The sequence below is a fragment of the Streptomyces dengpaensis genome, from assembly GCF_002946835.1.
GTDB lineage: Bacteria > Actinomycetota > Actinomycetes > Streptomycetales > Streptomycetaceae > Streptomyces > Streptomyces dengpaensis.
Genome location: NZ_CP026652.1, coordinates 1,363,584 through 1,375,911 on the forward strand (window position 1 = coordinate 1,363,584; position 12,328 = coordinate 1,375,911).

A 12,328-nucleotide genomic window follows, 5' to 3' on the forward strand; every position below is an offset into this window, starting at 1 on the left:
GTGCGGAGTCGGTGCAGGGCGGAGCAGCGCGCTGTGCTGGTGAGCCGGTGAGCTGGTGAACCGGTGAGCTGGTGAGCTCTACGGCTCAGGTGTGCTTACGCAGGTGAGAACAGGTGGTCGCTGATGAGCCGGGCCGCGCCGATGACTCCCGCGGTGGGTCCCAACTCGCCCAGGACGATGGGGAGGTTGCCGGTCGCGAGCGGCAGCGACTGGCGGTAGACCTGGGTGCGGATCGCGGCGAGCAGGGTGTGGCCGAGACCCGTCACCCCGCCGCCGATCACCACCAGGCCTGGATTGAAGAAGCTGACCAGTCCGGCGATGACCTGGCCGGTGCGGTTGCCGCCCTCGCGGATCAGATCGAGCGCGGTGGCGTCGCCCGCGGCGGCCGCGGCGGCGACGTCGACGGCGCTCAGGCTGCCGTTCGTCTCCAGACGGGTCGCGAGTTCCGCCGAGCGGCCCTGCTGGGCCGCTTCCAGGGCGTCGCGCGCGAGCGCCGCGCCGCTGAAGTGGGCTTCCAGACAACCCCGGTTGCCGCAGGCGCACGGCCTTCCGTCGGGCACGGCCTGGATGTGCCCGATGTCGCCTGCGCTTCCCGTCGTACCACGGTAGACCTCACCGCTGACGACGATGCCGCAGCCGATACCCGTACCGATCTTGACGCAGAGGAAGTCGCCCACGGAACGTGCGACGCCCGCGTGCTGCTCCCCCATGGCCATCAGGTTCACGTCGTTGTCGACCATGACCGGGCAGCCGAGTTCCTGGCTGAGCGCCTCGCGGACCGGGAATCCGTCCCAGCCGGGCATGATCGGTGGGGCGACCGGGACGCCCTCGGGGAAACGGACGGGCCCCGGTACGCCGATGCCGGCGCCGTCGAACCCCTCCGTGAGCCCCGAGGCCTTCAACTTCGCGGCCATGGCGAGGACTTGCTCGAAGACCGCGACCGGTCCTTCGCGGACGTCCATGGGCTGGTTGATGTGCCCCAGGACTTCCAGCTCCGGGTTGGTGACGGCCACGTCGATCGAGGTCGCCCCGATGTCGACGCCGAGGAAGCGCAGCGCGGGGGCGAGCCGGATGTTGTGGGAGCGGCGACCGCCGCGGGAGGCGGCGAGTCCGTCGGCCACCACGAGGCCCGTCTCCAGGAGCCGTTCCACCTCGACGGCCAGTTTCGACCGCGAGAGGTCGATCTGATCGCCCAGCTGGGCACGGGAGTTGGGGCCACCGTCGCGCAACAGGCGCAGCAGCCTGGCCTGGTGGGCGTTCGCGGGTCGTGCCGTCATACGTCTCACGAGCCCCTCCCCGCCTCAATCGGCCTTGCGTCCGTCGTACGTCGAGTTCCGGTCAACTCACCGCCGGTCCTGCTTTCGAAGGGAACGTAGCAGCGGCTGCCGGGAGTGGGAAGAAGTAACGCACAGATTGCCGTCAACTTTCTCCACTCACAGGACAAAGAGGGGTCCCGGGCACGCCAGAGGCGCACAGCCAAGGCTGTGCGCCGGGTGACAGGGCGTTGCGCGAGGTACTGGGTCGCCCGACTCGGTGCCGGGTCGCCCGACTACTTCTCCCGCTCGTGGTACATCTTGCGCGTGTGCTCCGTGTGGGCGCGCATGACCGTCGTGGCGCGCTGCTCGTCGCGGTCCGCGATCGCCGCGATGAGCTCGCGGTGTTCGATCCAGGACTGGCGGCCGCGCTGCCGGGCGACCGGCGTGTAGTACCAGCGGACCCGCCGGTCGACCTGCGCGGCCAGCTCGGCGAGGACGGTGTTGCCCGCAAGCTCCATGACCTTCGCGTGGAGCCGGGCGTTCATCGCGACCGCGCCGTCCACGTCGTCGGCGGCGACCGCCCGCTCGCCCTGCGAGCAGAGTTCTTCGAGGGCGGTGATGGCCTCGGCGCCCGCGTTGGCGGCGGCAAGCCGGGCGGCCTCGGCCTCCAGGAGCGTACGGACCGTCAGGAGTTGGTCTGCCTCCTGCTCGGTCGGTTCGTGCACGAACGCGCCCTGGGCGGGCCGCAGATCGACCCAGCCCTCGGTGCTGAGGCGCTGCAAGGCCTCGCGCACGGGCTGCCGGGACACCCCGAGGTGCCCGGCGAGTTCGCTCTCGACGAGGTGCTGGCCCGGCTGGAGGGCGCGCGTGGTGATGAGTTCCAGCAGCGCTTCGTAGACGCGGTCGCGCAGCGGGCCGGGCCGTTCGAGCTTGGGCACCGCTCCCTGCGGCAGTCCTGTCGACAACATCGCGGTCCCCTCCTGGGCAGCGTTGTCGCTGCACTACGAAAGTCAATTATGAATTGTCTTTCGCCTACAGTCTACGGCGCACAAACGCCGGCAAGCACAGGTATGGGGCTCCTCACACCGTGACGTACGGGCAGCTCACGGGCAACGGACCACCTGTCCGGCGTACGACAGGTTCCCACCGAAGCCGAACAGCAGGACGGGGTCGCCCGCGGAGATCTCTCCGCGCTCCACGAGTTTGGAGAAGGCGAGCGGAATGCTCGCGGCGGACGTGTTCCCCGACTCCGTGACGTCCCGCGCGACGACGGCGTTGACCGCGCCGATCTTCAGGGCAAGGGGCTCGATGATGCGCAGGTTCGCCTGGTGCAGGACGACGCCCGCGAGGTCCTCGGGGGCGAGGCCCGCGCGCTCGCACGCCTTGCGTGCGATGGACGGCAGTTGCGTGGTTGCCCAGCGGTAGACGCTCTGCCCCTCCTGCGCGAACCGCGCGGGCGTGCCCTCGATCCGTACCGCGTGCCCCATCTCGGGCACCGAGCCCCACAGCACCGGCCCGATGCCGGGCTCCTCGGCGGCTTCGACCACGGCCGCCCCGGCGCCGTCCCCGACGAGGACGCAGGTCGTACGGTCCGTCCAGTCCGTCACGTCGGACATCTTGTCGGCGCCGATGACCAGGGCACGGGTCGCGGCACCGGCACGTACGGCGTGGTCGGCGGTCGCGAGGGCGTGCGTGAAGCCCGCACAGACGACGTTGACGTCCATCGCGGCCGGGGAGGGGATGCCGAGCCGGGCGGCGACACGGGCGGCCATGTTCGGGGAGCGGTCGACGGCGGTGGAGGTGGCGACGAGGACGAGATCGATGTCGACCGCACCGAGGCCCGCCGCCGCGAGCGCCTTGGCGGCGGCGTGCGCGGCCAGCTCGTCGACCGGCTCGTCGGGCCCGGCGATATGGCGTGTGCGGATGCCCACCCGGGTTCTGATCCACTCGTCGCTGGTGTCGACCAGGCCTGCCAGATCCTCGTTGGTGAGAATCCTGGCGGGCTGGTAATGGCCGACAGCGGCGATCCGTGAGCCGTTCATGAGCGATCCCCCTCGTGCTTTCGGTAGCGGGATCCTCCAGTCTGATCAGTGACTCACGGGTACGGCGGAGGGTGATTCCACAGGAAAGGGACGCCAGGCTTGTCGGCTTCTGTCAGACGCTCGGATGCCCGATCATCTTCCGTACGCACGCGCGAGCCCCGGCCCGCGCGCGTTCCGTACGCACGCCCGGGCCGGGGCCCACACGAGTTCAACCCGTACCCTCGGGAACTCACCCCGTGAACAATTGTTTGGCTTTCAGTACGAGCTCGTACAGGCCGTAGCAGAGGGGCGCACCCACCCACAGCCAGGCGAAGGCGATCAGTGGCCGCCTATGGGGCGGGCTGCTCTCGCTGGACATCGACAGCCTCCCTCGGTGCGGGGATGTGGTGGCGGGCATGGACGGGACGTACCAGCTCATTGGCGATGAACCCGACGACGAGCAGGCCGATCATGATCAGGAACGACAGTCCGTAGAGGGACGAACCGTGCTTGCCCGCCTCCTCCTGCCGGTCGGCGATCCAGTTCACGATCAGTGGGCCGAGGACACCCGCCATTGACCAGGCGGTGAGCAGCCGGCCGTGGATCGCGCCGACCTGGTAACTGCCGAAGAGGTCCTTCAGATACGCGGGAATCGTCGCGAAGCCGCCCCCGTAGAACGACAGGATCACCAGCGCGCAGATGATGAACAGCGGCTTCGACGAGTCCCCGAACCAGGCGATGAGCGCGTACATCAGCGCGCCCGCCCCGAGGTAGACCCGGTAGATGTTCTTGCGGCCGATCAGGTCGGACGTCGAGGACCAGCCGATACGGCCCGCCATGTTGGCCGCGGAGAGCAGCGCGACGAACCCCGCGGCCGCCGAGACCGACACGGGCGTGGAGGTGTCCGCGAAGAAGTCCGTGATCATCGGGGCGGCCTTCTCCAGGATGCCTGCCCCAACCCTTGCCGCTCATCATTCCATCCTGTAGACAATATTTCGTCGACAAGAGTTCGGCAGTTCCTCGGTACCCTCGACCGAACGGAGCGCCACACAGTGAAAGTCGCAGTTCTCGGCGCCGGTGCGATCGGCGCCTACGTCGGCGCCGCGCTGCACCGCGCAGGCGCCGATGTGCACCTCGTCGCCCGTGGACCGCATCTGGCGGCCATGAGGGAGCACGGAGTCCGCGTGCTCAGCCCCCGCGGTGACTTCACCGCGCGTGCCCACGCCACCGACGACCCGGCCGAGATCGGCCCGGTCGACTACGTCTTCCTGGGCCTGAAGGCCAACTCGTACGCGGCGTGCGGGCCGCTGATCGAGCCACTGCTGCACGACACCACGGCGGTGATCGCCGCCCAGAACGGCATCCCCTGGTGGTACTTCCACCAGCACGGCGGCCCGCACGACGGCCACCGTATCGAGAGCGTGGACCCGGACGGCGCGGTCAGTGCGGTGCTCGCGCCCGAACGGGCCATCGGTTGCGTTGTGTATGCCGCAACAGAGCTGGAAGGACCGGGAGTCGTACGTCATCTCGAAGGCACCCGGTTCTCCATCGGCGAGCCCGGCCGGTCCCTCTCCGAGCGCTGTCAGGCGTTCAGCGAGGCCATGCAGGCGGGCGGGCTCAAGTGCCCGGTCGAGCAGGACCTGCGCAACGACATCTGGCTCAAGCTGCTCGGCAATATCTCCTTCAACCCCATCAGCGCGCTGGCCCGCGCGACGATGCGGCAGATGTGCCTGCACGGCGGCACGCGCAAGGTCATCGAGATCATGATGACCGAGACGCTGGCGGTCGCGGAGGCCCTTGGCTGCAAGGTGGGCGTCTCCATCGAACGGCGGCTGGCCGGCGCGGAGCGCGTCGGCGATCACCGCACCTCCACACTCCAGGATCTGGAGCGCGGCAAACCGCTCGAACTCGACGTGCTGCTCGCGGCCGTCGTGGAGCTGGCGGAGATCACCGAGGTCCCGGTGCCGACGCTCCGTACCGTCCACGCCATCTCGGATCTGCTCGCGCTGAGGACGGCGGCATGAGGAGACCCCACCCGCAGGTCTACGCCCGGCCCGCGGACCCGCTGGTCCTGGACGTCGGCACCGACATCGCTCTGGCCCACGCGGTCGGCCGCGAGATCATCCACGCGGGGCTCGCCGACCACGCCTTCATCGAGCGGGCGACGAGCGAGTTCGAGGAGTACAGACAACTGGTCGAGCCCTGGACCCCGTCGCTCGCCGCAAAGGTGACGGGCGTACCGGTGTCCGCCATACGGGAGTTGGCGCGCGCGTACGCCCGGGACGAGCGCACCCGGCTGCCGCACCGGACGCCCGGCATCGCCGAGCACCCCAGCGAGGGCCTCCTCGGCCACCAGCACGTACAGAAGCGGGGCTGATCGACATGGGACGCGTCACGGAACGACGCAAGGTGATCCGTATCCGGGACGGGGCCCTGAGCACCCGCCCGGACACGCTCGTCGCCGAGGAACCACTGGAGATCCGCCTCAACGGCAAGCCGCTCGCCATCACCATGCGCACGCCGGGCGACGACTTCGCGCTGGCGGCGGGTTTCCTCGTCAGCGAGGGCGTGCTGGGCGAGGCCGACGAGCTGCAGAACATCGTGTACTGCGCGGGCGCGACGGATGGGGGCACCTCCCGCTCGAGCGGAGCCGAGAGTGGGGGACGCTCCAACACGTACAACGTCGTCGACGTGCGGACGGCACCCGGCGTCGTGATCCCTGACATCACGCTCGAACGCAATGTGTACACGACGTCGTCCTGCGGTCTGTGCGGCAAGGCGAGCCTTGACGCGGTCCGTACGACGGCCCGCTGGACGATCGACGACACGGAGGGCGACACCACTCCCCCGGTGCGGCTGGAACCCGAACTGCTCGCGAGCCTCCCCGACCGGCTGCGGGCGGCCCAGCGGGTCTTCGACCGGACCGGGGGTCTGCACGCGGCGGCGCTGTTCACCGAGGAGGGCGAGCTCGTCGACATACGCGAGGATGTGGGCCGGCACAACGCGGTCGACAAGCTGGTCGGCCGCGCCCTGCAGAACGGCACGCTCCCGCTGTCCCGGGCGGTTCTGCTGGTCTCGGGCCGGGCCTCCTTCGAGCTGGCGCAGAAGGCGGTGATGGCGGGCATTCCGGTGCTCGCGGCGGTCTCGGCTCCGTCGTCCCTCGCGGTCGACCTGGCCGCGGAGACAGGCCTGACCCTGGTCGGGTTCCTGCGCGGCGTCTCCATGAACGTGTACGCGGGTGAGCATCGCCTCGCCCTGCGGGCCGCGGCCGGCCAGGGCTGACCGGCTCCCCCGCGACACGGCGGCGGGGCCTCGAACGGCGGGGAGCGCCCCCTGCGCCGGAGAGGCCCCGCCTCAGCCCTGCTTCAGCCCTCCCGCCTACGCTTGCTGCTGCGACTGCGTGCCGGAGATCCGCGTCAACAGGCCCATGAACTGCGCCCGTTCAGCCGTCGAGAGTCGCTCCAGCAGGGTGCCGTTCGCCTCGCGCGCCGCCGTCACGGACGGGACGCTGAAGCCCGCCGTGCACGGGGAGTTCGTGCTGGAGGACGCCCCGAAGGCGTACGAGGCGATCGCGTCGCGGAGCAATCTCGGCAAAGTGACAGCGCGCCCCTGACACTCCCTCACCTCCGGCGGACCTGGTCCGCCGCGCAGAACCTCCCGTCCGGGGTGCGAGGCACTGGTGCGATCTGGTGTGAACATGACCGATGCACGCTTCTTGTGGGGTGCCTGAGAGCCCAAGTAGCGTCCGTGACAAGAACGTTGGACGTGGGATGTCCAGAGTATCCGGATTGCCCAGACGCATGAAGGGCAGGTCGCACCATGCCGTCAAGCCACCGCGCACGTCTGAGATCGACTCTCCGCACCCGTCTGAGATCCACCCTGACGATTCTTGTCACCGCCGCCTCGTTACTGGCGCTCCCGAGCCCAGCCGGAGCCGAACAGGCGGCCACGACCGGCGAGTTCGAACAGCAGGTTCTTTTCAAGGCTTCGCAGGACCCGGGCTATGCCTGCTTCCGCATCCCGGCCGTCGTGAAGACGACCAAGGGAACCCTGCTGGCGTTCGCCGAGGGACGTGTCCTCAACTGCGGTGATGCGGCCGACATAGACATCGTGGTCAAGCGCTCCACCGACGGCGGGCGCACCTGGGGTCCCCTCCAGATCGTCAACGAGGGCGGCGGCGACACGCACGGCAACCCCGCGCCCGTCGTGGACCGCAAGACGGGCCGCATCCTGCTGGCCGAGACGTACAACACGGGCCGTACGGACAGCGGGAGTTGCTCAGTCCCCTGCGACCGCACCCCGCACCTGCAGTACAGCGACGACGACGGACTGACCTGGTCGCAGCCGCGCGACCTGAGCGGCGAGATCCTCCCGCCGCGCTGGAACTCCTGGTACGCCACCGGGCCCGTGCACGGCATCCAGCTGACCCGCGGCAAGCACGCGGGTCGGCTCGTCTTCGGCGTCAACACCGAGACTTGGAACGGAAGTCGGGTCACCGCGAACCACGCCGCACTCATCACCAGTGACGACGGCGGCGACCACTGGGAGATCGGCGCGACCGACTCGTGGCCGATCGCGGACGACGGCACCTTCCGCCAGAAGCCGTCCGAGATGACGCTCACCGAACGCACCGACGGGTCGGTCCTCGTCAGCGGGCGCGAGCAGGACGGCACCGACCTCGGCCATCGCACCCAGGCCGTCAGCCGCGACGGCGGCGACAGCTTCACGGCCCCCTTCGTCGGCCTCCCGGACCTCTACACCCCCCAGGTCCAGGGGTCCTCGATCCGCCTCGGCGACCGGATCCTGCTGGCCTGTCCCGGCGACCCGGACCGCCGCAGGACCATGATGATCCGCTCCTCGTACGACGGCGGACGCACCTGGGACAGCGTGGACCGCGGCACCGTCGTCACCACGGACTGGTCCGGGTACTCGGACATGGTCCACATCGGCGGCGACACGCTGGGCCTGATGTACGAGGGCGGCCCGGTCGACGCGCGCGACGAGATCCGCTTCGCCCGCTTCACCGAGGACTGGCTCGCACCGCGCCGCGGCCCCGACCCGACGACCGCCGACTTCGCTCATCACGCGAAGCGGGCCGCGGTCCTCGGCGGCGCCCGGGAGACGGACGGGGTCTTCGGCGACGCGCTCGCCTTCGACGGCACCGACGACGCCGTACGACTGCCGTATCAGGACCGACTCCCGCTCGGAACCAAGGACTTCACGGCTTCCCTGTGGTTCAGATACACCGCCACCACCGGAGAGCAGCCGCTGCTGTGGATGGGCGGGATCGGGACGTCACAGCCGCAGGTGTGGCTGCGCGGCGAGCCCGCGTCCAACCGGATCACCGGGCTGATCACCACCAGGAACGGCGCGTCGCCCCCGGCCTCGGCCTTCGTGCGCACCACGGGGGCGTACAACGACGGCCAGTGGCACCATCTGGCGCTGCGCCGGGGCGGAGGACAGCTCACGCTGTTCATCGACGGTACGGCGATCAGCACGGCGGACGTACCCGGATCGGTCAGCCGCAACTCGCCGTTCGGGGTGCATGTCGGCCAACGGATGGACGGCCGGGCCTACTTCACGGGCGCGATCGACGACGTCCGCGTCTACGACCGGGCGTTGAGCGACGCCGAGCTGTCGTCCGGGCCCTCCCCGAACGTGACCCGGGACACCGTCGTGTGGCTCCCCATGGACCATGTGAGCGGGGGCCACTAACGTCCCTTCCGTGCCCGACGACGCACGAGCACGACGGCAGAACGGGACCGGGCTCGGCATCCTGCTGGCCCTGGTCTGCGCGGCCGTGCTGCTCACCGCCCTCCCGGACGACGACCGGGAGGGCGGCGGCACGTGTACGGCCCGTACGCTCACGTCCTGGACCCCGGACGCGAAGCTCACCGGCGAGTTCACCCGGTACGGGGACGACGCCGCCCGCGGCGACGACTGGACCGGCGGCGACGGCACTCACTCGGTGCGGCTGCCGGACGGGCGGGTGCTGTGGCTTTTCTCGGACACCTATCTCGGCCAGGTGCACGCGCCGCCGAACCCGGTCGGCGAGTCGTACGCGTGGCGTGACGCGGGCGCGCCCCTCGTGCGCAACGCGGCCGTGGTGATGTCCCGCGACGGCCGTCTGCGGACCACCCTTCCCGCGCCGGTGTTCCCGGACCCGGCGCCGCAGCGGTGGCGCTGGCCGGTGGCGGCCCGCGTCGAGCCCCGCTCCCCCGGCTCCTCGCGGCAGGTCGTCCGCGTCCTGCTGTGGACCCGTACGGCGGGCCAGTCCCCCTGGATCTACGGCGTCCCCACCGCCACCGAGGTGGCCACGCTGTCGCTTCCCGGCCTGCGCCTCGAGACCATCACGACGATCCTGGACCAGAGCTCCCTCGCGGACCCGTCCCGGCGCGTGCTGTTCGGCACCTCGGCGGTCGACGCGGGCGCGTGGACGTACGTCTTCGGCGGCGACGACGGACAGGCCGCCGCGCGCCCCGCCTCGCAGGCGTACGTCGCACGGGTGCCGCGCGGCAGGCTCGCCGAGCCGGGGGCCTGGGAGTACTGGGACGGCTCGGGGTGGGCGGTGCGGGCGCGTCCGGCGGCGGTGCTCGGGGACGGGCGGCGTACGGGCGTGGGCAGCGCGTTCACGGTGGTGCGCGACGGCGGCACGTACGTCCTGTTCACCATGGCCGCCGGCACCGCGGGCCTGACGACGATCACCTCGTACTGGGCGTGCTCGCCGGCCGGGCCCTGGCACGGGCCCACCCGGAGCTTCAGCCCGCCGCTTCCCGACGGCGAGGTGGCCGCGTACAACCCGCAGACGCACCCGGAGCTGAGCGACGGCGAACGGACCGTGCTCAGCTACGACGTCAACTGGCTGGACGCGACGGGCGCTTCGGCGCAGGCCAACCTCAGTCGGAACGTGTCCCTGTACCGACCGCGATTCGTGACTCTGCGACTGGGGGAACCGGGGTCGTAGCCGCCTCGGCCGCCTCGGGGTCGCGGGCGCGGCGCTTGGCGATCACCGCGCACACCATGAGCTGCATCTGGTGGAAGAGCATCAGCGGCAGCACGGCGAGCGAGGCGTGCGCGCCGAACAGCACGCCGGCCATGGGGAGTCCGGAGGCGAGGGACTTCTTCGATCCGGCGAACTGGATCGCGATCCGGTCCTCCCGGCTGAAGCGCAGGGCCTTCGCGCCGTACCAGGTGAGCGCGAGCATCACGGCCAGCAGCACGGCCTCGACGACCAGCAGCGCGCCGAGCCGGGCGGGGCTGACCTGATGCCAGATGCCCTGCACCATGCCCTCGCTGAACGCGGCGTACACGACGAGCAGGATCGAGCCGCGGTCGACGTATCCGAGGACCTTCCTGTGCCGCGCGATGAAGCCGCCGATCCAACGGCGCAGCACCTGCCCGGCCACGAACGGCACCAGCAGCTGGAGCACGACCTTGACCAGCGAGTCGGCGGAGAACCCGCCGCCGCTGTTGCCGAGCAGGGCCGCCGCGAGCAGCGGGGTGAGGACGATGCCGGCCAGCGAGGAGAAGGAGCCCGCGCAGATCGCGGCGGGCACATTGCCGCGCGCGATCGAGGTGAACGCGATCGACGACTGGATGGTCGACGGGACGAGCGTGAGGAAGAGGAGGCCGGTGTAGAGGTTGTGCGTCAGGAGCGCCGGTTCGAGGACTCCGGCGGCGAGACCGAGCAGCGGGAAGATCACGAAGGTGCAGGCCAGGACCGTGCCGTGGAGCCGCCAGTGCCTGAGCCCCTCGATCGCCTCACGGGTGGACAGGCGCGCCCCGTAGAGGAAGAAGAGGAGGGCGATCGCGGCCGTGGAGGCGCCCGACGCGACGTCGGCCGCCGCGCCCCGTGCGGGGAAGAGGGCCGCGAGCCCCACCGTCCCCAGCAACAGGACGATGTACGGGTCGACGGGCATCCAACGCGGCCATCGCAGGCGTTTCACAGTGCTCCACTTACTTTGCTGTACGTCCGTGTTCCTTCGCTGCACGTCCATGTCCGGTTGCTTCGCCGTGCGTCCGGGTGCGGACACGGGTCGTTGCCCTCTCCATCGTCCTCTTCCGGCGGGCGATCGGGAATCCGTCATACCGCTCTGACTGTCATCACGTTTTGCGATAGCCTGGGGTCCGTGTACGACCCTTCACATCTGCGTACGTTCCTGGCGGTGGCCCAGACCCTGAGCTTCACCCAGGCCGCCCGGCGCCTCGGGCTGCGCCAGTCCACGGTCAGCCAGCACGTGCGCCGCCTGGAGGACGCCGCGGGCCGTCAGCTGTTCTCGCGGGACACGCACTCCGTGGAACTCACGGAGGACGGCGAGGCCATGCTCGGCTTCGCACGCCGGATCCTGGAGGTGCACGAGCAGGCGACGCAGTTCTTCACCGGGACCCGGCTGCGCGGCCGGCTGCGCTTCGGCGCCTCCGAGGACTTCGTCCTGACCCGGCTGCCGGAGATCCTGGAGGGCTTCCGGTACGACCATCCCGAGGTGGACCTGGAGCTCACGGTCGAACTGTCGGGCACACTCCACGAACAGCTCGCGGCGGGCAGGCTCGACCTGGTGCTGGCGAAGCGGCGGCCCGAGGACCCGCGCGGCGAGCTCGTCTGGCACGACCGCCTGGTGTGGATCGGCGCGGAACGCCTGCGCCTCGACCCCGACCGCCCCGTCCCGCTGATCGTCTACCCGCCCCCGGGCATCACCCGCGCCCTCGCCTTCGAAGCCCTGGAGCGCCAGGGCAGACCGTGGCGCATCGCCTGCACCAGCGGCAGCCTCAACGGCCTCATCGCGGCGGCGCGCGCGGGGCTGGGCGTCATGGCCCATTCACAGGGGCTCGTCCCGCCGGGCCTCGTCCGCGTACCGGAGCGGGCCGGGCTGCCGGAACTCGGCGAGGTCGACTTCGTCCTGGTCCACGGGCACCGGCGTACGTCCGCGCAGGATGCGGCGGAGGCACTGGCGGCGGCGATCCTCGCGGGCGGGGAGCGACTGCACCGGGGGCGGCGGGGCTAGGCCGGGCCGGTTCCCGTGGACGCCGGCCGGTCCCCATGGACGCCGGGCC

General features: G+C 70.7%; 11 protein-coding genes and 2 pseudogenes. 6 read left to right on the forward strand and 7 right to left on the reverse strand.

The window, feature by feature from the left end; genetic code table 11:
- Window positions 1-95: 95 nt before the first annotated feature.
- The 5 genes and pseudogenes from C4B68_RS06175 to C4B68_RS06190 form a co-directional block, all read right to left on the reverse strand.
- The gene (locus tag C4B68_RS06175) at window positions 96-1,277 is read right to left on the reverse strand and encodes an ROK family transcriptional regulator (RefSeq protein WP_099498410.1); all 1,182 of its coding nucleotides are present in this window, start codon (window positions 1,275-1,277) and stop codon (window positions 96-98) included.
- Between the two features lie 272 nt (window positions 1,278-1,549).
- Window positions 1,550-2,224 carry a GntR family transcriptional regulator gene (locus C4B68_RS06180; RefSeq protein WP_099498411.1) on the reverse strand — a complete coding sequence of 225 codons (675 nt, stop codon included), beginning with the start codon at window positions 2,222-2,224 and terminating at the stop codon, window positions 1,550-1,552.
- Between the two features lie 135 nt (window positions 2,225-2,359).
- Window positions 2,360-3,298: a beta-ketoacyl-ACP synthase III gene (locus C4B68_RS06185; protein WP_099498412.1), complete on the reverse strand. Its 939-nt coding sequence runs from the start codon at window positions 3,296-3,298 to the stop codon at window positions 2,360-2,362.
- Window positions 3,299-3,527: 229 nt separating this feature from the next.
- Window positions 3,528-3,656: an MFS transporter small subunit gene (locus C4B68_RS44650; RefSeq protein ID WP_420824023.1), complete on the reverse strand. Its 129-nt coding sequence runs from the start codon at window positions 3,654-3,656 to the stop codon at window positions 3,528-3,530.
- Window positions 3,628-4,233 (reverse strand): annotated as a pseudogene (locus C4B68_RS06190) (MFS transporter); the annotation flags it as partial. The gene C4B68_RS44650 and the pseudogene C4B68_RS06190, both read right to left, overlap by 29 nt.
- A 96-nt stretch (window positions 4,234-4,329) precedes the next feature.
- On the opposite strand from C4B68_RS06190, the gene C4B68_RS06195 reads away from it, so the two are divergent.
- The 3 genes and pseudogenes from C4B68_RS06195 to fdhD all read left to right on the forward strand — a co-directional run bounded on the left by C4B68_RS06195 (window position 4,330) and on the right by fdhD (window position 6,559).
- The gene (locus C4B68_RS06195) at window positions 4,330-5,301 is read left to right on the forward strand and encodes a 2-dehydropantoate 2-reductase (RefSeq protein WP_099498413.1); all 972 of its coding nucleotides are present in this window, start codon (window positions 4,330-4,332) and stop codon (window positions 5,299-5,301) included.
- Window positions 5,302-5,342: 41 nt separating this feature from the next.
- Window positions 5,343-5,606 (forward strand): annotated as a pseudogene (locus C4B68_RS06200) (formate dehydrogenase); the annotation flags it as partial.
- Window positions 5,607-5,659: 53 nt separating this feature from the next.
- A complete protein-coding gene (gene fdhD / locus C4B68_RS06205) occupies window positions 5,660-6,559 on the forward strand; it encodes a formate dehydrogenase accessory sulfurtransferase FdhD (protein ID WP_099498414.1) in 900 nt (299 codons plus the stop codon).
- A 96-nt stretch (window positions 6,560-6,655) separates the two neighbouring features.
- Here the strand turns inward: fdhD and C4B68_RS44655 are convergent, their stop codons facing one another.
- Window positions 6,656-6,871, reverse strand: coding sequence for a hypothetical protein (locus C4B68_RS44655; RefSeq protein WP_373682165.1), 216 nt, complete (start codon window positions 6,869-6,871; stop codon window positions 6,656-6,658).
- Between the two features lie 225 nt (window positions 6,872-7,096).
- Between C4B68_RS44655 and C4B68_RS06220 the strand changes: the two genes are divergently transcribed.
- Both C4B68_RS06220 and C4B68_RS06225 read left to right on the forward strand, forming a co-directional pair.
- Window positions 7,097-8,992, forward strand: a complete 1,896-nt coding sequence (locus tag C4B68_RS06220) for a sialidase family protein (protein WP_099498415.1) — start codon at window positions 7,097-7,099, stop codon at window positions 8,990-8,992.
- A 10-nt stretch (window positions 8,993-9,002) separates the two neighbouring features.
- Complete coding sequence (locus C4B68_RS06225) at window positions 9,003-10,241, forward strand: DUF4185 domain-containing protein (protein ID WP_099498416.1); 1,239 nt, start codon at window positions 9,003-9,005, stop codon at window positions 10,239-10,241.
- On the opposite strand, the gene C4B68_RS06230 is transcribed toward C4B68_RS06225, so the two are convergent.
- A complete protein-coding gene (locus C4B68_RS06230; protein ID WP_099498417.1) occupies window positions 10,174-11,223 on the reverse strand; it encodes a bile acid:sodium symporter family protein in 1,050 nt (349 codons plus the stop codon). The two genes, C4B68_RS06225 and C4B68_RS06230, sit on opposite strands and share 68 nt — an antisense overlap.
- 183 nt (window positions 11,224-11,406) lie before the next feature.
- Here C4B68_RS06230 and C4B68_RS06235 point away from each other — a divergent pair, with 183 nt between their 5' ends.
- Window positions 11,407-12,279 (forward strand): LysR substrate-binding domain-containing protein, encoded by an 873-nt coding sequence (locus tag C4B68_RS06235; RefSeq protein ID WP_099498418.1) that lies wholly within the window; start codon window positions 11,407-11,409, stop codon window positions 12,277-12,279.
- Window positions 12,280-12,328: the final 49 nt, after the last annotated feature.